Origin of the sequence: Enterobacter hormaechei ATCC 49162 (genome assembly GCF_001875655.1) — a bacterium.
Lineage (GTDB): Bacteria > Pseudomonadota > Gammaproteobacteria > Enterobacterales > Enterobacteriaceae > Enterobacter > Enterobacter hormaechei.
The window spans coordinates 1,028,226-1,047,044 of the sequence record NZ_MKEQ01000001.1 but is presented as its reverse complement, the minus strand read 5'-3'; the positions used below and the strand labels follow the sequence as shown (position 1 = coordinate 1,047,044).

General features: G+C 53.4%; 22 protein-coding genes. 6 read left to right on the top strand and 16 right to left on the bottom strand.

Annotated elements, in window-relative coordinates:
* Positions 1-22 precede the first annotated feature (22 nt).
* The 4 genes from potD to potA are packed head-to-tail and all read right to left on the bottom strand — an operon-like array spanning position 23 to position 3,831.
* Positions 23-1,057 (bottom strand): spermidine/putrescine ABC transporter substrate-binding protein PotD, encoded by a 1,035-nt coding sequence (gene potD / locus BH712_RS05320; protein WP_006809225.1) that lies wholly within the window; start codon positions 1,055-1,057, stop codon positions 23-25.
* Positions 1,054-1,845 carry a spermidine/putrescine ABC transporter permease PotC gene (gene potC, locus BH712_RS05315; RefSeq protein WP_006809224.1) on the bottom strand — a complete coding sequence of 264 codons (792 nt, stop codon included), beginning with the start codon at positions 1,843-1,845 and terminating at the stop codon, positions 1,054-1,056. Before potC ends, potD begins: the two co-directional genes overlap by 4 nt.
* A complete protein-coding gene (gene potB, locus BH712_RS05310) occupies positions 1,842-2,699 on the bottom strand; it encodes a spermidine/putrescine ABC transporter permease PotB (RefSeq protein ID WP_006809223.1) in 858 nt (285 codons plus the stop codon). The genes potC and potB overlap by 4 nt, the downstream gene beginning before the upstream one ends.
* Positions 2,683-3,831, bottom strand: coding sequence for a spermidine/putrescine ABC transporter ATP-binding protein PotA (gene potA / locus BH712_RS05305; RefSeq protein WP_162837483.1), 1,149 nt, complete (start codon positions 3,829-3,831; stop codon positions 2,683-2,685). Before potA ends, potB begins: the two co-directional genes overlap by 17 nt.
* Positions 3,832-4,068: 237 nt before the next feature.
* Between potA and pepT the strand changes: the two genes are divergently transcribed.
* Entirely contained in the window at positions 4,069-5,292 is a 1,224-nt protein-coding gene (gene pepT, locus BH712_RS05295) for a peptidase T (protein ID WP_006809220.1), read from the top strand.
* A gap of 100 nt (positions 5,293-5,392) precedes the next feature.
* The gene (locus BH712_RS05290; protein WP_032673532.1) at positions 5,393-5,884 is read left to right on the top strand and encodes an REP-associated tyrosine transposase; all 492 of its coding nucleotides are present in this window, start codon (positions 5,393-5,395) and stop codon (positions 5,882-5,884) included.
* Between the two features lie 85 nt (positions 5,885-5,969).
* On the opposite strand, the gene BH712_RS05285 is transcribed toward BH712_RS05290, so the two are convergent.
* The 3 genes from BH712_RS05285 to phoP form a co-directional block, all read right to left on the bottom strand.
* Positions 5,970-7,091, bottom strand: a complete 1,122-nt coding sequence (locus tag BH712_RS05285) for a ribosomal protein uL16 3-hydroxylase (RefSeq protein WP_006809218.1) — start codon at positions 7,089-7,091, stop codon at positions 5,970-5,972.
* Between the two features lie 91 nt (positions 7,092-7,182).
* Complete coding sequence (gene phoQ, locus BH712_RS05280) at positions 7,183-8,646, bottom strand: two-component system sensor histidine kinase PhoQ (RefSeq protein ID WP_006809217.1); 1,464 nt, start codon at positions 8,644-8,646, stop codon at positions 7,183-7,185.
* Entirely contained in the window at positions 8,647-9,318 is a 672-nt protein-coding gene (phoP, locus tag BH712_RS05275) for a two-component system response regulator PhoP (RefSeq protein ID WP_026094318.1), read from the bottom strand.
* Positions 9,319-9,702: 384 nt separating this feature from the next.
* Here phoP and BH712_RS05270 point away from each other — a divergent pair, with 384 nt between their 5' ends.
* Positions 9,703-10,095, top strand: a complete 393-nt coding sequence (locus BH712_RS05270) for a hypothetical protein (RefSeq protein ID WP_169313197.1) — start codon at positions 9,703-9,705, stop codon at positions 10,093-10,095.
* 87 nt (positions 10,096-10,182) lie between these two features.
* On the opposite strand, the gene purB is transcribed toward BH712_RS05270, so the two are convergent.
* Genes purB through rluE form a run of 5 tightly spaced genes read right to left on the bottom strand, consistent with a single transcriptional unit; the run spans position 10,183 to position 14,518 of the window.
* Positions 10,183-11,553, bottom strand: coding sequence for an adenylosuccinate lyase (purB, locus tag BH712_RS05265; protein WP_006809214.1), 1,371 nt, complete (start codon positions 11,551-11,553; stop codon positions 10,183-10,185).
* A gap of 19 nt (positions 11,554-11,572) precedes the next feature.
* Positions 11,573-12,202: a high frequency lysogenization protein HflD gene (gene hflD / locus BH712_RS05260; protein WP_006809213.1), complete on the bottom strand. Its 630-nt coding sequence runs from the start codon at positions 12,200-12,202 to the stop codon at positions 11,573-11,575.
* Positions 12,203-12,229: 27 nt separating this feature from the next.
* The gene (gene mnmA / locus BH712_RS05255; protein ID WP_032103856.1) at positions 12,230-13,342 is read right to left on the bottom strand and encodes a tRNA 2-thiouridine(34) synthase MnmA; all 1,113 of its coding nucleotides are present in this window, start codon (positions 13,340-13,342) and stop codon (positions 12,230-12,232) included.
* Between the two features lie 40 nt (positions 13,343-13,382).
* Positions 13,383-13,856, bottom strand: a complete 474-nt coding sequence (locus BH712_RS05250) for an NUDIX hydrolase (RefSeq protein WP_006809211.1) — start codon at positions 13,854-13,856, stop codon at positions 13,383-13,385.
* Complete coding sequence (gene rluE / locus BH712_RS05245) at positions 13,856-14,518, bottom strand: 23S rRNA pseudouridine(2457) synthase RluE (protein ID WP_006809210.1); 663 nt, start codon at positions 14,516-14,518, stop codon at positions 13,856-13,858. Before rluE ends, BH712_RS05250 begins: the two co-directional genes overlap by 1 nt.
* A gap of 117 nt (positions 14,519-14,635) precedes the next feature.
* Between rluE and icd the strand changes: the two genes are divergently transcribed.
* The gene (icd, locus tag BH712_RS05240; RefSeq protein WP_003857898.1) at positions 14,636-15,886 is read left to right on the top strand and encodes an NADP-dependent isocitrate dehydrogenase; all 1,251 of its coding nucleotides are present in this window, start codon (positions 14,636-14,638) and stop codon (positions 15,884-15,886) included.
* A gap of 75 nt (positions 15,887-15,961) precedes the next feature.
* Positions 15,962-16,207 (top strand): DUF2543 family protein, encoded by a 246-nt coding sequence (locus BH712_RS05235; protein WP_006809209.1) that lies wholly within the window; start codon positions 15,962-15,964, stop codon positions 16,205-16,207.
* A gap of 4 nt (positions 16,208-16,211) precedes the next feature.
* On the opposite strand, the gene BH712_RS05230 is transcribed toward BH712_RS05235, so the two are convergent.
* Both BH712_RS05230 and yncL read right to left on the bottom strand, forming a co-directional pair.
* Positions 16,212-17,711 carry an EAL domain-containing protein gene (locus BH712_RS05230; RefSeq protein ID WP_006809208.1) on the bottom strand — a complete coding sequence of 500 codons (1,500 nt, stop codon included), beginning with the start codon at positions 17,709-17,711 and terminating at the stop codon, positions 16,212-16,214.
* Positions 17,712-17,835: 124 nt separating this feature from the next.
* Positions 17,836-17,928 carry a stress response membrane protein YncL gene (yncL, locus tag BH712_RS05225; protein ID WP_071850032.1) on the bottom strand — a complete coding sequence of 31 codons (93 nt, stop codon included), beginning with the start codon at positions 17,926-17,928 and terminating at the stop codon, positions 17,836-17,838.
* 370 nt (positions 17,929-18,298) lie between these two features.
* Here yncL and BH712_RS05220 point away from each other — a divergent pair, with 370 nt between their 5' ends.
* On the top strand, positions 18,299-18,547 hold the full coding sequence (locus BH712_RS05220) for a GlsB/YeaQ/YmgE family stress response membrane protein (RefSeq protein ID WP_003857896.1): 249 nt from the start codon (positions 18,299-18,301) through the stop codon (positions 18,545-18,547).
* A gap of 53 nt (positions 18,548-18,600) precedes the next feature.
* Here the strand turns inward: BH712_RS05220 and yoaJ are convergent, their stop codons facing one another.
* Both yoaJ and BH712_RS24535 read right to left on the bottom strand, forming a co-directional pair.
* Positions 18,601-18,675: a protein YoaJ gene (gene yoaJ, locus BH712_RS25370; protein ID WP_071785224.1), complete on the bottom strand. Its 75-nt coding sequence runs from the start codon at positions 18,673-18,675 to the stop codon at positions 18,601-18,603.
* The gene (locus BH712_RS24535; RefSeq protein ID WP_032673531.1) at positions 18,676-18,774 is read right to left on the bottom strand and encodes a YoaK family small membrane protein; all 99 of its coding nucleotides are present in this window, start codon (positions 18,772-18,774) and stop codon (positions 18,676-18,678) included.
* Positions 18,775-18,819 lie beyond the last annotated feature (45 nt).

The window sequence follows — 18,819 nt, the reverse complement described above, 5'->3', positions numbered from 1 at the left end:
ACATTGCGTCGCCCGTTGTGCATTAACGGCCTGCTTTTAGTTTCTGGTAATACTCTTCATACAGGCGGCTCGCGTCACCGACGTCGTTCTGCCATTCCCCTTTGCTGATGGTTTCAGCGTCCGGATAGAGCGATTTATCATTCGCCACTTCAGGGCTGAGCAGCTTACGTGCGGCCAGGTTCGGCGTTGGATAGCCGATGGTTTCCGCCACCTCTTTTGCCACATCCGGGCGCAGCAGGAAGTTAATCAGCTTCACGGCACCATCGACGTTTTTCGCATTCGCCGGGATCGCGAGGCTGTCCATCCAGAAGATGCCGCCTTCTTTCGGCCAGACTACCTCCAGCGGCGTCCCGGCCTGGCGCGCCACAAACGCAGAGCCGTTCCAGACCATCCCCAGATTCACTTCACCTTCCATATACGGGTTAGCCGGGTTATCCGAGTTGAACGCCGCCACGTTTGGCATCAGCTTTTTCAGTTCGTTATACGCCGCTTCGATCTCTTTCGGATCGGTGGTGTTGCCGGAATAGCCGAGTTTACGCAGCGCAATCTGGAACACTTCGCGCGCATCGTCGGTTAACAGCAGGCTGCTTTTGTATTCCGGCTTCCACAGATCAGCCCAGGATGAAACCGTTTTGGGATCGATGGCATCGCTGTTGACGCCAATTGCCGTCGCGCCCCAGATGTACGGAATAGAGTAGTCGTTGTTCGGGTCGAACGGCTTGTTGAGCATTTCAGGATCGAGGTTTGAAAAATTGGTTAGCTTCGTTTTGTCGATCTTCTGGATCATGCCCTCTTTGCGCATTTTGTCGACGAAATAGGTCGACGGCACCACCAGGTCATACGCGCCATCTTTGTAGGTTTTGAGCTTGGCGTACATGGTTTCATTCGACTCGTAGGTGGAATAGATAACCTTGATGCCGGTCTCTTTGGTGAACTGTTCCAGCAGGCCCGGCGGCACATACTCGGTCCAGTTGTAGAAATAGAGCGTTTTGCTGTCATCAGCATGCGCGGCACCCATTCCGAGCACCAGTGCCGCAGCGGCAAGCATTTTTTTCATTTCCGTGTCCCCTGAGATTTTGTTTTATCACGAGCAATAACCTGGCTGGCAATCACCAGAACCAACGATAACACCAACAGAATAGTCGCCAGCGCGTTCACTTCGGGTGAAACACCGACTTTAACCATTGAGTAGATCTTCAACGGCAGAATTTCATAGCTCGGCCCGGTGACGAAGGAGGAGACAACCACGTCGTCCATCGACAGGGTAAAGCTGAGCAGCCATCCGGCTGCCACGGCGGGCATCGCCAGCGGCAGAATGATTTTGCGCAAGATGGTCATCTCGCTGGCACCCAGATCTTTCGCCGCTTCCAGCATCCGCACGTCGAACCCTTTCAGGCGCGCGTAGACGGTCACTACCACAAACGGCAGGCAGAAGGTGATATGCGAGAACAGCAGCGACCAGAAACCGAGCTGGACGCCCAACAGCATAAACAGCACCAGCAGTGAAATGGCCATCACGATATCCGGGGACATCATCACCACAAACAGCATGCCGCTGACGAACGGCTTACCGCGAAAACGGTAGCGGTACAGCGCCACGGCGGTCAGCGAGCCAATCAGCGTCGCGAAGGTGGCAGAGAACACTGCCATCGTCAACGAGTGCTGAGCGGCCTGAAGCAGGCTGTCGTTGTTCATCAGCAGGCCATACCATTTGGTGGTAAACCCCTGCCAGTTGATCCCGAAGCGTGAGCTGTTAAAGGAGTTCACGATCAAAATGATGATCGGAATATAGAGATACGCATAAATGGCGGTCATAAAACCGCCGCGAAGCAGTCGACCGATCATTCCAGATCCACCTTCTTATTCAGCAGGCGCGAGGCACGCCAGTAGACCAGCAGCATCAGCCCCATCACCACTGTCAGCGTAATGCTGGTGGCCGAGCCGAACGGCCAGTCGCGGATGTTCAGGAACTGACTTTTAATCACGTTACCGATAAGCAGGTTTTTCGCCCCGCCCATCAGGTCCGATACGTAGAACAGGCCCATCGCAGGCAGCATGACCAGCAGACATCCGGCGATAATTCCCGGCATGGTCAGCGGAATAATGATGCGGACGAAGGTTTGTAACTTACTGGCGCCCAGGTCCTTTGCCGCTTCCAGCAGCGGTTTATCGAGCTTTTCAATGCTGGAATAGAGCGGCATCACCATAAACGGCAGCAGGATATAGACCAGGCCGACAATCACCGCGCTTGGGGTGAACATGATGCGGATCGGCGTCTCAATCACCCCCAGCCACAGCAGAAACTCGTTCAGATAACCTCTGGTGCTGAGAAAGATTTTCAGCCCGTAGATGCGGATTAACGAGTTGGTCCAGAAAGGCACAATCAGTAAAAACAGCAGCAGCGGCCGCACTTTTTGCGGCAGGCGGGCCAGGAACCACGCGAACGGATACCCCAACACCAGACAGGCGAGGGTGGCAATCAGCGCCATATTGAGCGAGTGCAGGAGCACGTCAAAATAGAGCGGATCGAGCAGACGCGCGTAGTTGTCCAGCGTAAAGATCATCGCCACGAAGTTCGCGTCGTCGCGGGTCAGGAAGCTGGTTACGATGATCATCAGGTTGGGAAGAAAGACAAACAACACAAGCCAACCGACGATCGTGGCAATCACCACATTCTGGAACTTACTTGTGTTCTTCATCAGCCAGTACAACCTCCCAGCTTTCTACCCAGTTGATGACCATTTTCTGATCCAGTGAGTGGTCGAAGTCCGGATCGTCCTCGTTGAAGAACTCGCTGACCATCACCATTTTGCCGTTTTCCAGTTCGACAACGGATTCAAGGGTCATCCCTTTATAATTGCGTTCGCGAACGTAACCGATCAGCCCTTCGACGTCAGCCGTGTCGTGGATCTCATCAACGCGGAGATCTTCCGGGCGCAGCAGGACGTTGAGCTTTTGACCCTTCTCGACGGCAAAGTTGACGGTAATATTGCATTCGCGGCCTTCTACGTTCGCGCGGACGCGCCGATCGTCCAGATGCTCAATCACCGTGGCGTTAAAGATATTGATTTCGCCAATGAAGCTGGCGACAAACAGGTTTTTCGGCTCTTCGTAAATTTCACGCGGCGTGCCGTCCTGTTCAATCTTGCCGTCGCGCATTACCACGATACGGTCTGACATGGTCAGGGCTTCTTCCTGATCGTGCGTGACGAATACGAACGTGATGCCGAGCTTACGCTGAAGCGCTTTCAGCTCGTTCTGCATCTGCTTGCGCAGTTTGTAGTCCAGCGCGGAGAGGGACTCATCCAGCAGGAGCAGGCGCGGTTTGTTGACCACGGCGCGGGCGATGGCCACACGCTGCTGCTGTCCGCCGGACAGCTGATGCGGCTTTCGCTGGGCGAACGCCTCCAGCTGCACCATGCGCAGGGCTTCGGTAACGCGCGGCGGGATCTCGCTGGCCGGTGTTTTTTGCATCCGCAGGCCAAACGCCACGTTCTCAAACACGGTCATGTGCGGGAACAGGGCATAGCTCTGAAAGACGGTATTGACGTGGCGATCTTCGGCAGGAACCTGGGTAATGTCCTGGTTCTCAAGATGGATATGGCCGTTATCGACGCTTTCCAGCCCGGCGATAAGGCGCAGGACGGTGGTTTTGCCGCAGCCGGAGGGGCCGAGCAGCGTGAGAAACTCACCGTCATTGATGGTCAGATTAAGGTCGGAAATGACATCTTTGCCATCGAAACTTTTACGAATTCGTTCCAGTTGCACCAGCGGTGAAAGGGAACGGGGTTGTGTATTCAATTTTCGCGCTGTCCCATATAGACGCCTCAGGCAGCAGACTGAAGCGGGGTTTGTGTGTAACCACCTTGGTGACTCGTAATGAGGGCGGACATTCTACGGCAAACCCATTGAATCGCCAATCCTTCTCACTTATTCATAGGCTACATTTATTAACGCAGAACGATATAAACGTAAAAAGTTCTCGTTTGCGGGATAAAAGTGACCTGACGCAATATTTGCGTTTTGCTGCTTAATGATAATGTTGTCACAAAAAGTGAGGGTGACTGCATGGATAAACTACTTGAGCGTTTTTTACATTACGTTTCGCTGGATACCCAATCTAAGCCAGGGGTCCGACAGGTGCCAAGCACCGAAGGCCAGTGGAAGCTGCTAAATCTGCTGAAAGAGCAGCTGGAGGCCATGGGGCTGGTCGACGTCACGCTGAGCGAAAAAGGGACCGTGATGGGAACGCTGCCGGCGAATATTGACGGAGATATCCCGGCAATTGGCTTTATTTCTCATGTCGATACCTCACCTGATTTTAGCGGTAAACACGTTAATCCGCAGATTGTTGAAAACTACCGCGGCGGTGATATTGCGCTGGGCATTGGCGACGAAGTGCTGTCGCCAGTGATGTTCCCGGTACTGCATCAGTTACTGGGGCAGACGTTAATCACCACCGACGGCAAAACCTTGCTGGGTGCCGATGACAAAGCGGGCATCGCCGAGATCATGACGGCGCTGGCGGTGCTGAAGGGCAAAAATATCCCGCATGGCGATATCCGCGTGGCCTTCACGCCGGATGAAGAGGTTGGAAAAGGCGCGAAACACTTTGACGTTGAGGCGTTCAACGCGCAGTGGGCCTACACCGTCGACGGTGGCGGTGTGGGTGAACTTGAGTATGAAAACTTTAACGCGGCATCGGTGACGATCAAAATCGTCGGGAATAACGTGCACCCGGGGTCTGCGAAAGGGGTGATGGTGAATGCCCTGTCGCTGGCAGCGCGTATTCATGCGGAAGTGCCCGCCGAAGAGAGTCCGGAGATGACGGAAGGGTATGAAGGTTTTTATCACCTGACCAGCATCAAGGGGACCGTGGACAGTGCGCAGATGCACTATATTGTCCGCGATTTCGACCGCAAAGCCTTTGAAGCGCGCAAGCGTAAGATGATGGAGATCGCGAAAAAGGTCGGCAAGGGGCTGCACCCGGATTGCTATATTGAGCTGATCATCGAAGACAGTTATTACAATATGCGCGATAAGGTGATGGAGCATCCGCACATTCTTGATATCGCCCAGCAGGCGATGCGCGATTGTGACATCGAGCCGGTGATGAAACCGATCCGTGGCGGTACCGATGGTTCCCAGCTGTCGTTTATGGGCCTGCCGTGCCCGAACCTGTTTACCGGTGGATATAACTACCACGGCAAGCATGAATTCGTGACGCTGGAAGGGATGGAGAAAGCGGTGCAGGTGATCGTGCGGATAGCGGAGTTAACCGCGAAACGGTAAGAAAATGCCCGGTGGCGCTTCGCTTACCGGGCCTACAGGAATGGCTTTTGTAGGCCGGGTAAGGCGTAGCCGCCACCCGGCAAATGAACAGGGAGTTCAGATGTCAAACTACCGCCGCCACTACATCCCCGGTGGGACCTGGTTTTTCACCGTCAATCTGCAAAACCGCCAGAGCGATTTACTGACTCGCCACATCGACAGCCTGCGTTCCGCTACCGCCATGGTTAAGCGTGCGAAACCGTTCACCATTAACGCCTGGGTTATCCTGCCTGAACATATGCACTGTATCTGGACCCTGCCGGAAGGGGACAGTGACTTTTCAGCGCGCTGGCGCGATATCAAAAAAACATTCAGCCGCAACATTGAGATGCGCCACGTCTGGCAACCGCGTTTCTGGGAGCACACTCTTCGCAATGAGCAGGATTATCGGCGGCATATGGATTACGTCTATATTAATCCGCTGAAGCATGGCTATGTCGGGAAAGTCGTCGACTGGCCATATTCAACGTTTCACCGGGACGTGCGGGAAGGGTTATATCCGGCAGACTGGGCGGGTGAGATTGAGGAATTTGCGGCGGGGGAGCGGAAGTAAAAAGCCGGGTGGCGGCTACGCCTTACCCGGCCTACATTTCGATCGTAGGCCCGGTAAGCGCAGCGCCACCGGGCATTAAAGCGGCTCAGTCCTCAAAAAACCAGTACCCGCTGTTCACCAGCGCGGCCAGCATGGCGAGGAAGGAGGGATCGTCCAGCGCGTCGCCAAAGGTTTCCGCAGTCAGCACCATATGGCTGGCAATCGCTTCCAGTGCCGGGCGGTGCGGAGAGTCCAGTCGCTCGCCGTTAACGAATACCTCTTCGCCAATGCGCAGTACGCGTAACCCGCCCAGACGAACCAGCTTATCGCCCTGCTGGAGCGCATCATAAATTTCATCCGCCTGATACGGCGGCTCTGGCGGTGCGACGTCCAGCTCGTGACGCGACTGGCTGATAAACTCGCCAAACCACTGTCTGAAGTGCTCCGGTTCGTTGATCAGATCCAGCATCATACCGCGCAGCTTATCCAGCTCCTCTGGCAGAATATCCGCCGGGTGCGCACGCGCCGGAACGTCCGGATCGCTGTACCGGTAGCTGCCCAGCTCGCGCTGTAAAACATAGTCAGCAAATCCGCTGATCATCTCGCGTACGCTGGGTGCGCGGAAACCGACCGAATAGTTCAGCGAGTTTTCCAGGGAATAACCTTCATGCGGGAAACCCGGCGGGATATAAAGAATGTCGCCTGGCTCCAGCTCTTCATCAATGATCCCTTCAAACGGATCAACCTGAAGCAGGTCCGGGTGCGGGCAGTGCTGCTTCATTGGCACTTTTTCGCCCACGCGCCAGCGACGGCGCCCGGTACCCTGAATGATAAACACGTCGTACTGATCGAGATGCGGACCCACGCCGCCACCGGGCACCGAGAAGGAGATCATCAGATCGTCCATTCGCCAGTCTGGCAGGGCGCGGAACGGACGCATCAAGGCTGCGGTGGGTTCGTGCCAGTTATTGACCGCCTGCACCAGTAAAGACCAGTTGCTTTCACCCAGGTGATCGTAGCTTTCAAAGGGACCGTGGCTGACCTGCCATTTCCCGTCCTGGTGGCTCACCAGTCGGCTGTCTACCTCGTTTTCCATCGCCAGACCAGCGAGTTCGTCAGGAGAAATAGGGTCGATAAAATTGCTGATCCCGCGTTTAAGAACGACCGGGCGTTTTTGCCAGTAACGTTCAATAAATTCGGGCCAGTTAAGCGTTAATTGATAATCCATATTTTTGTATTCCGCAGGCTCTTACTGAGACGGATTATAACGGAAGCCCCGCCCCCTGGCTGCGAGATCCGCGTATTTTTCACCTTTCGGGTTAACTATCGTTCGATACGGGATGCTGGCGGCCAAAAATGACTTCCATACGGGCACCGCCCAGCAAACTTTCACCGGTTTCAATCTTACCTTCGTATTGATCGACAATTTCCCTGGCGACGGATAATCCGACACCCTGGCCTGGCCGCAGCGTATCGGCCCGCTGACCGCGATCGAACACCACTTCGCGTTTATTACGGGGAATGCCAGGACCATCATCCTCAACGATAATATGCAGTTCGTTATCCGTTACCCGCGCGGACACCTCGACAAACTCCAGACAATATTTGCAGGCGTTATCGAGCAGGTTTCCCATCACTTCCATAAAGTCATTTTTCTCACCGACAAAGCTAATTTCAGGTGAGATATCCAGACTGATGTTAACCCCTTTACGCTGGTACACCTTGTTCAGCGCAGAGGTGAGGTTATCCAGCAGCGGAGCTACCGGGTGCAGTTCACGGCTCAAAAGGGCGCTTCCGGAACGCATGCTGGCGCGGTGCAGATAATAGCCGATCTGCTGTGAGATCCGGCTGATTTGCTCCAGCATCACCGGTTCGGCGTCATCCACGCTCATTTTCGAACTGCGCATGGAACGCAGGGTACTTTGCATCACGGCCAGCGGGGTTTTCAGGCTGTGCGTAAGGTCGGTGAGCGTCGTGCGATACTTGTCGTAGCGTTCACGTTCGCTTTTCAGCAGTCGGTTGAGGTTGCGCACCAGGCTGGTCAGCTCACGCGTGGTCTCCGGGTTGAGCTTCTCGCGGTGATGTTCCTCCAGCTCGCGCACCTCTTTGGCAAGAGATTCGATCGGTCGAAGGCTCCACCACGCAGCGACCCACAGGAGAGGGATCACCAGCAGCAGGTTGGCAGCCAGAACATACACGAACCAGTTCCAGACCATATACGAGCGTTTCAGCTCAACCGGTATGGTATCGATCACCACAATGGTTAATTGCGGCATGTGCAGCGTGGCGGGATAAAGGTTAATCGCGACCGAGTGGGTCATTTCCGTGTCGTCATCTTCGGCACGGATCTCATTAAGCTTGATCTGTAAGGCGCGATCGTCACGCAGCAGGCTGCTGGTGGAGTTGAGGTCGGCTTCTATTTCATGAAAACCGTTGGTTTTCAGCCATTCTGGACGGATGCGCTTTTTCAGCCAGGGAACGTCGCGCTGGGCCCAGAGTAGTTTCCCTTTTTCATCGTAGATCAGCGCCAGCGTCGGGCTTTGCTGGTTGAGATTTTCCGGCATCTCAACGGTGATCCGGTTGTTCTCCCACTTAGCCAGGGTATAAAACAGGTTACTTTCACCGCGAAGCAGGCGGAAGGTGGTTTTATCGAAGCTCACGCTATACCCGACCAGCGCCACCATCCCGTAAGAGAGTGACAGCACCAGCACGACGGCGGCGGTTGCCAGCAAAAAGCGAACCCGCAGCGAAAGGGGTAAAATATGGCGCAAAATTCCTTTCATTTAGCGTAATTCGAACAGGTAGCCCTGACCACGCACGGTGGTGATCACGTCATGCGGGTACTGCGCCTGTATTTTTTTACGCAGGCGACCCATCAGTACGTCGATGGTGTGGCTTTCGCGCAGCTCGGCATCCGGATAGAGCTGAAGCATCAGGGAATCTTTACTCACCACTTTACCGTTGTTACGGATCAGCGTTTCCATGATGGTGTATTCGAATGCGGTCAGCTTGATCACTTCATCATTAATTGAAAATTCGCGGCGGGAGAGGTCCACCTGGAACGGCGGCAGAGAGATCACCTGCGACGCCAGCCCGCTGTTGCGGCGCAGCAGCGCCTGCATACGCGCGGCAACCTCTTCAATATGGAAGGGTTTGGTCACGTAATCATCCGCGCCAGCGCTCAGGACTTCAACCTTGTCCTGCCAGCCTTCGCGAGCGGTCAGCACCAGCACCGGCAGAGAAACGTCATGGCTACGCCAGCGGCGTATAAGGGACAAACCGTCTTCATCCGGCAGCCCTAAATCGACAATGGCGATGTCCGGCAGGTGTTCATTGAGATAATAATCGGCCTCTTTTGCGTCTTCAGCATCGTCCACCTGATGACCCATCTCCTGAAGTTGAACTTTCAGGTGATGACGTAGCAATGCGTTATCCTCAACAACCAGTACGCGCATCATCATTTCTCCCTTTATAAATGGTATGAATAGTTTAACGCTGATTATCCAGGTTGCACCAGCGTGATGAAATTAAATGATTTTTTTAGGCTCCTGAACACAGGAGGCATTGCGCGGGTAATATAAACTGCCTTGTTTTCGCAAGCTTCCGTAATTCGCATAAAACAACCATCCGTTTACTGACTGTTGAAGGCGCGTCGCTTTTTGGTATGAACGGGCTCGCTAGTTTTGTAAATATTGCCCTTTTTTTTGTAAGGATGTTCTCACTTTTGCCATCTTTATCTACGCTTATTTTATGGTGCGAAATTAGATTTGCATAAGATGTGCCAGAAAAGCAGCATTTTTACACAACAAAACAGCAATATAGCGAGTAAAGAGGATTTTATGGAATGGAAGGTTGTTGAGACTATTGCGAGTCCGGAAAGCGGAACCATCTTTTGCAAAGTTGAGACACAGTATGGCCTGAATTATATCCTGTGGTTAAAGGGAGATTATTACGTTCGGGCAGGTGAAATCATCACCACATCAAACCAGGGGATCCTGATTAACGATCGGCGCAGAAGAGTATGGATAGCACAGGCAATGCCATTTACATCAATAGGCTGGATGGGATTCAGGCAGAAAAACGCGTGTCCAGGCAACCGACAGGAGATGGATCGCCCGTGCGCGGTTGACACCCCGTGCCAGTTCAGGCTATGCCCGTTCGGCTTAAAACGCTATATTCCGGAAAGTTATTCCACGACGAAAAATAACAATCTGCCTGACGGCAGGCGTTAATTCAGGCAAAGCCTGTCATGGGACGAGAAAACGTCAACACGATAATGAAAAGCAGCCCCCTTTCCGGGTGGAAAGGGGGAAGGGCAATTACTTCAGCTCATCAACCATGGTAATGGCGCGGCCAATATAGTTTGCCGGAGTCATCTCTTTCAGGCGCGCTTTTTCTTCTTCTGGCAGCGCCAGACCGTCGATAAACTGTTTCATACCTTCAGCATCAACGCGCTTACCGCGGGTCAGCTCTTTGAGTTTCTCGTACGGTTTTTCGATGCCATAACGACGCATCACGGTCTGAATCGGCTCCGCCAGCACTTCCCAGTTGTGATCCAGCTCGTCCAGCAGACGATCGCGGTTCACTTCCAGCTTGCTCACGCCTTTCAGGGTGGACTGGTAGGCGATCAGCGCGTAGCCAATGCCCACGCCCAGGTTACGCAGCACCGTGGAGTCCGTCAGGTCGCGCTGCCAGCGGGACACCGGCAGTTTGCTCGCCATATGCTGCAACACGGCATTTGCCAGGCCCAGGTTACCTTCGGAGTTTTCGAAGTCGATTGGGTTCACTTTGTGCGGCATGGTGGACGAACCGATTTCACCGGCGATGGTCTTCTGCTTGAAGTGATTCAGGGCGATGTAACCCCAGACGTCACGATCGAAGTCGATCAGGATGGTGTTGAAGCGCGCAATGCAGTCAAACAGCTCGGCGATGTAGTCGTGCGGCTCAATCTGGGTGGTGTACGGGTTCCACTGGATCCCCAGAGAGGTCACGAACTCTTCGCTGAACTGGTGCCAGTCCACTTCCGGGTACGCGGCGATGTGGGCGTTGTAGTTACCCACCGCGCCGTTGATTTTGCCGAGGATCTCAACCTGCTCCAGCTGACGATACTGGCGTTCCATGCGGTACGCCACGTTCGCCATCTCTTTCCCCATGGTGGATGGGGTTGCTGGCTGGCCGTGAGTACGGGACAGCAGCGGAATGTCGCGGTATTCCACGGAGAGCGCTTTCACCGCGTCGATGATTTTACGCCAGTAAGGCAGCACCACTTCTTTCCGCGCGGTGGAGAGCATCAGCGCGTGAGACAGGTTGTTGATATCTTCAGATGTACAGGCGAAGTGAATAAATTCAGACACAGCATGCAGGGCAGGGACGCTTTCCACTTTCTCTTTCAGGAAGTACTCAACCGCTTTCACGTCGTGGTTGGTGGTGCGTTCAATGGTTTTAATGCGCGCAGCATCTTCTTCGCTGAACTCAGCAACGATTTTATCAAGGTAATCGTTTGCCTTTGCGTCAAAAGCAGGAACTTCCTTGATTGCTGTCTGGGCGGCCAGCTTTTGCAGCCAGCGTACTTCAACCTGAACACGGAACTTCAGCAGGCCATATTCGCTGAAGATCTCGCGCAGCGCGCTGACTTTATCGCCGTAGCGTCCATCGACAGGGGATACGGCGGTCAGTGAGGATAATTCCATAATTCGCAACTCCGGGAGGTTAACAATGAGCAAGAATTTGTTTTGCCTGAGTCGTCAGGCGATGACGAGAAAACATTAACTGTAGGCGGCCACCGCCGACCTGTTGCCACAGCACGGCGGCACGGATGCCTGCCAGCAGCGAAGCGCGTACCTTCGCCTGTACCTGTGGGCTTTGCAATACGGCAGGCGAACCGGTGACCTGAATACGCGGGCCGAGCGGGCTAATCACGTCGACGTAGATACCGGCCATCGCGCTCAGCAGGGTCTCGGACTGGAGGTCAAAATGGTCGAGCTGGCGCTGAAGCCCGGCGATGCGATCGCCCAGGGTATTCATTGCGCCTTTTGCCGCGTTCAGCTTACGCTCCAGCACCATCAGGCTTAAGGTGTAGCGGGTCAGTTCCGCGTTCAACCCCTGACGGTTGCTGGCGTTGAGCACGCCGAGCAGGGTTTCAAGACCGAGACGAAGATTGGTTTCACTGCCGCCAAAGACGCCCAGCGTGGAGCCGGGGTTAAGATCGATAACGCTGTTGAGTGAAACGTGCAGGGCATCGGCGTCACAATGACCCTGATGCGCCAGCTGTTGCACCAGACGGGCAGACTGGCAAATTCCCGCCAGCGCCAGGGTGATGTCGTAATAGTTCTTCGCCACACGGTCTCCTTTATGTGTGCAAACGGTTTAAACAGCAGGCAGCGGCAGGCGCTGTTCGATGATCCCACCGCCGAGGCAAATTTCGCCGCTGTAGAAAACAGCAGACTGGCCAGGGGTAACGGCGGAAACCGGCTCGTCGAAACGCACGTCAATGCGATCGTCATCCAGTGCGGTTACGGTGCAAGGGATGTCTGTCTGGCGGTAGCGCGTTTTCACGGTGCAGCGCAGCGTGCCTTTCAGCGGCTCGCGATCGACCCAGTGCAGCTGTTGCGCGATCAGTCCAACGGACATCAGACGCGGGTGGTCGTGACCCTGAGCCACCACCAGAATATTGTTTTCGACGTCTTTGTCGACTACGTACCACGGATCTTCGCTGCCCTCTTTGGTGCCGCCGATACCCAGACCTTTGCGCTGGCCGAGAGTGTGGTACATCAGTCCCTGGTGCTGACCAATCTCATCACCGTCAACGGTGACGATTTTGCCCGGCTGTGCAGGCAGGTAGCGCCCCAGGAATTCGCGGAATTTACGCTCGCCGATAAAACAGATACCGGTGGAGTCTTTTTTCTTGGCGGTGATCAGATCCAGATCTTCTGCAATCTTACGCACTTCCGGCTTCTCCAGCTCGCCAACCGGGAACAGGCTCTGGGCAATCTGTTCGTGGCTCAGCGTGTAGAGGAAGTAGCTCTGATCTTTGTTGCCGTCCAGGCCGCGCAGCAGCTGGCTTTTGCCATTCACATCCGCGCGACGCACATAGTGGCCGGTCGCAATGTAGTCTGCGCCCAGGTCTTCCGCGGCGAATTCGAGGAAGGCTTTGAATTTGATCTCTTTGTTGCACAGGATATCCGGGTTTGGCGTGCGGCCCGCTTTGTACTCTTCGAGGAAGAGTTCAAAGACGTTGTCCCAGTATTCTGCGGCAAAGTTAACGGTGTGCAGTTCGATGCCGAGCTTATCGCACACGGCCTGCGCATCGGCGAGATCCGCAGCGGCAGTGCAGTATTCCTCGCCATCGTCTTCCTCCCAGTTCTTCATGAACAGGCCCTCCACCTTATAGCCCTGTTGCTGCAACAGGTAGGCGGAAACGGAGGAATCGACACCGCCGGACATGCCGACGATCACTTTTTTCTGGCTATTATCTGACATGGAATACTCACGACATTGAACTTCAAGGCGGCGTATTCTATCACGCCCCCCCACCATTGACACCCTCTGTAAACGGCCAGTTAAATTCTGCAATGACATCCAGCGGCAGGCGCGCCTCAGACTGCCAGCAGCGGATGCTTTCCGCAACCAGCGGGGAGCGCAGGTTTGGCGCGTTCAGGATCTCTTCTGCGGTCACCCACAGGCAGCGATCGATATCGTCGTCGTGCGGTTCAGTGGCGCACATTTCGCTAAGCTCAACGGCGAATAAAAAACGCAGGAAAGGGGTGTGGTCAGGCGCTATCCACTGATGCATACGAATAAAATGCTGCGGTTCAGCGCGGATACCCGTCTCCTCCCACAGCTCGCGCCTGGCCGCCTGGAGTAAGGTTTCATTGGCTTCGAGATGCCCGGCGGGCTGATTCCACAGCGCTTTGCCGTTGATGGTCTCTTCCACCACCAGGAATCGCCCCTGCGCATGGACCACGCAGGCGACCGTAACATGAGGTTTAAACATCAGTTCTCCTTAGGGGTAACATCCCGCCATTCCCCGTTTGCCAGCGAGTCCAGCGTGTAGCTGCCCATGGCATAGCGAATGAGTCGCAGGGTAGGGAAGCCCACATGCGCAGTCATGCGCCTGACCTGTCGGTTGCGGCCTTCATACAGGGTGATTTTAAGCCAGCTGGTGGGAATGGATTTGCGCTCACGAATCGGCGGGTTGCGCGGCCACAGCCACTCTGGCTCATTCACGCGCTCAATACCAGCCGGCAGGGTGGGACCGTCGTTCAGCGTTACGCCGTTGCGCAGTTTTGCCAGCGACGCGTCGTCCGGCTCGCCTTCAACCTGCACAAAGTAAATTTTCCCGGTACGCTTGCCCGGCTGAGTGAGCCTGGCCTGGAGCACACCGTCATTGGTGAGCACCAGTAACCCTTCGCTGTCACGATCCAGACGCCCGGCCGCGTAAACCCCCTGAACGGGAATAAAGTCCTTCAGCGTGCTGCGCCCGGCTTCGTCGGTAAACTGCGGCAAAACATCGTAGGGTTTATTGAACAGTATGACCCGCGTTGGCTGGGGTTCTGGCGTTCTTCTGGTGGCTTGTCGTGAGCTGAATCGCTCAACCCGGTGTTTTCTAAAAGAAGTTTTCTTCATGGTATTTTCAGGCGTTATCAATTGCCGCATTATAGCCTAATAACGAAGACCTTTCATGGCGTCGGACAATCAGGTACTATCGGAAGGCTCATTACAATTTATTAACATAAGATCAGTAACAACCAGAAGCGCTCGAAGGAGAGGTTAATGGAAAGCAAAGTAGTTGTTCCGGCGGAAGGTAAAAAGATCACCCTGCAAAACGGCAAGATTAACGTTCCTCACAACCCGATTATCCCGTTCATTGAAGGTGACGGTATCGGTGTAGACGTTACCCCGGCAATGCTGAAAGTGGTTGATGCCGCTGTTGAGAAAGCCTACAAAGGCGAGCGTAAAATTTCCTGGATGGAAATTTACACCGGTGAAAAATCGACTCAAGTTTATGGCCAGGACGTCTGGCTGCCAGCCGAAACGCTGGACCTGATCCGCGACTATCGCGTTGCTATCAAAGGCCCTCTGACCACGCCAGTAGGCGGCGGCATTCGCTCCCTGAACGTAGCGCTGCGTCAGGAACTGGATCTGTATGTGTGTCTGCGTCCGGTGCGTTACTACCAGGGCACGCCAAGCCCGGTTAAGCACCCGGAACTGACCGACATGGTTATCTTCCGTGAAAACTCAGAAGACATCTACGCCGGTATCGAATGGAAAGCGGACTCTGCTGATGCAGAAAAAGTGATTAAATTCCTGCGCGAAGAGATGGGCGTGAAGAAAATTCGCTTCCCTGAGCATTGCGGCATCGGCATTAAGCCGTGCTCCGAAGAAGGGACCAAGCGTCTGGTGCGTGCAGCCATCGAATACGCTATCACCAATGACCGTGACTCTGTGACCCTGGTTCACAAAGGCAACATCATGAAGTTCACCGAAGGCGCGTTCAAAGACTGGGGCTACCAGCTGGCGACCGAAGAGTTCGGCGGTGAACTGATCGACGGCGGCCCATGGCAGAAAATTAAGAACCCGAACACCGGTAAAGAGATCATCATTAAAGATGTGATCGCCGATGCGTTCCTGCAACAAATCCTGCTGCGTCCTGCTGAGTATGACGTGATCGCCTGTATGAACCTGAATGGTGACTACATCTCCGATGCGCTGGCCGCACAGGTGGGTGGTATCGGTATCGCCCCGGGCGCGAACATCGGCGACGAGTGCGCGCTGTTCGAAGCAACGCACGGTACTGCACCTAAATACGCAGGCCAGGACAAAGTGAACCCAGGCTCTATCATTCTGTCCGCAGAGATGATGCTGCGTCATATGGAATGGTTCGAAGCCGCAGACCTGATCGTTAAAGGTATGGAAGGCGCGATTAACGCCAAAACCGTCACCTATGACTTTGAACGTCTGATGGAAGGCGCTAAACTGCTGAAATGCTCAGAGTTTGGTGACGCGATTATCGCAAACATGTAATCCACTCGCTGGGTTAAGTGATAACGGGAGCCTGAGGGTTCCCGTTTTTTATGCACACAACAGGTAAACTACGCTATGAACCAGGATATCCCGCTGAAGTATTATGACATTGTCGATGAGTATGCGACTGAAACGGCGAAACCGGTTGAAGAGGCAGAGCGTACGCCGCTGGCACACTACTTCCAGCTGCTACTCACTCGCCTGTATAACAATGAGGAAATCAGTGAAGAGGCGCAGCGGGAGATGGCTGTGCAGGCAGAGATAGCTGAAGATCGCATTGACGATATTGCAAACTTCCTGAATCAATGGGGCAATGAATAACGCATCATCGCGCGGAGTCTGCCAGCAGGCTGGCCAGGTCGTGCCGGGTGAGTGACTTTGAAAAGTACCAGCCTTGTACGAGAGCATCAGGGTATCTCTGCGCGATGAACTGATATTGCGTTTCGCTTTCGACCCCTTCAAAAACGAGGGTTTTATGCAGTTTAGCGAGCGCGTCGCTAAAAATAACCAGAATATCCTGTTTATAGTGCTCGTTGATGCCGTCCACTAGCGACTTATCTACCTTAATCTCGTCATATTTGAGATTTGATAGCCTGGCCAGATTCGAGTTTTGCACGCCAAAATCGTCTATTGAAATTTTGACGCCTGCCGATGTCAGCTCCTCACAAAACTCTTCAAGAATGGCCGAAGTGGAAACGCCGTTCTCGGATAACTCAATTTTGATTAACGATAAGGGTATAGCGTTCTGTAAGCATTCATGGCGTAACACCGCCAGGAATTTGCCGTCTTCAATTTCCGTTCGGCCAACGTTCAACGAAATTATTAACTGATGTTCAGCGGCCAGCGCAGCAATTTCCGCCAGGGATTTTTTTATCATGTTCTGATAATAGACGTTATACAGGCCAATTTTTTTAATTAACGGGATAAACAGCTCAGGAGAAACCTCTTTGTGATTGTTATCCTGCCATCTTGATAATACTTCAACTCCGACGATTTTCTTATCGGCCACCCGAATAACAGGCTGAAAATGAACGCTGATGGTATTCGCTTTCACCGCCTTGACCAGCGTTCGCTCCAGAGAACGCCGGTCTTCATAAAGCCGCAGAGAAAATAGCGTCAGCGACACCCAGATAAAGTATAAAAACAGGCACAGGAGCACCATCACGATGTGTGAGAGTGAGGCCAGTCCGGCATCGTGGTGTGTGACGGTAACGCACAGATCCCAGCGTGTACTGCACTGCGTCACAGCCAGCGTAAATAACAGAGACTGTAAGCGGCTAAGGTTTTCTGTAGGAGACGTAACCGTGAAAAAGGTGCGGTCGAAATCTTTAGTGGAAGAGCGAAGCGAATAGTTGGCAGTGACGGGTGTAAATTTATCGTAGGCCGAACGGGAGGTGAAGATAATAAGATGGTTATAAATTGTCGCATTGCCGACAAAGAAATCTTTCTGCGAAAATTGCGCCAGACTGAAGCCGTTCTGGGTTTTATGTATTTCAGAGGGCAGGGTGATGGGATGCGCCAGTTTGCCCCAAAACGCGGTGCAGGTAATTTTCCCCTTTTCAATAAACCCCACATCGGCGAAATAGAGACTGCGCATCTTTAATTTTCGGTAGACGTTCAGACTTTCGCTATCGCATCCCTGTACGGAGGTATTTTTTAGCGTACTGGCGATATTTTGCGTGAATGCTTCGGAATAGCTTAAGAGTGTGTGGGAGAGATCTCTCTGCCGGTTCTTTTGCTGCTCAGCGATAATGGCATTAACCGCATACAGCGACAGGACGACCATAAAGGTTGAGATGATAGCAACGGCTATGGCCTTCTTCATTTTCCTGCTGTCCCGCCACGTCCTGAGGTGCAGGGATCTTAACACAGGTCATAAAAGCTACAAGTATGAGAGTTGAGCCTGCCCGGAACTGAAATGAAAGCCACCGTGCCAGGCTCCGTTCATTTCAGAACCACTCATACCGTGTAGAGAGCAGTAACAGTAGCGTACTGGCAGAAACAAGATTAAGACAGATGACAAACTTGCTCGATACGTTCATGTTATCAACGTTTTTTGCTGTTCAGGAGCCACAGAGATTAGCGTTTCACTCTCACAAATAAAACGCCAGATTTTGGTGGTTTCAGGCAAAAAAAAGCCCACTCAAAAGTGGGCAAGAAATACTGGAAGCAATGTGAGCAATGTCGTACTGAATACCTGAGTGATTTGCTCAACTATTCAGTAATGAGAAAGATAATCTTTCTCAGTAAAAGATGCAACCCCACGATGAGTGTGGAACGACAATTTTTTGCTGCTCATATTTCACTCAAACGAACCATGTGATTCTTATCACAAATTTCCTTTCTCAGATCCTGTGCTATCCTTTTCTGTGTCGTTGATTTAATGACAAAAACCATACAGAGAGGAAAGCTATGGGAATTTTATCCTGGATTATCTTTGGGCTGATTGCGGGGATCCTGGCGAAGTGGATCATGCCGGGCAAAGATGGCGGCGGTTTCATCGTCACGATCATTCTGGGGATTGTGGGTGCAGTCGTCGGTGGCTGGATCAGTACCCTGTTCGGCTTTGGCAGAGTTGATGGCTTCAACTTCGGCAGCTTTGTCGTCGCGGTGATTGGCGCGCTGGTGGTTCTGTTTATCTACAGAAAAATCAAAAGCTAAATCTGACCTGTGTTAAAAAAGGCTGCCTGACGGCGGCCTTTTTACGTTGGGCGTTACCACCAGCCTAGCTGCGTTCCGGCGACGGCCACGATGGCGACAATCAGCATGATGAGGGTCGTTTTTCTCATTTATGCTCCCGGCGCGGCGTAACCGCCGATGAAAAACCAGCCTAAAAACACCACCGCCGTGATAAAAATAACCACCGGAAAGAGGATCCCTATTCTCATGCCATCACCTGTTTGAGTTTCTATAAGGCCGTAGAGTGTACGGTT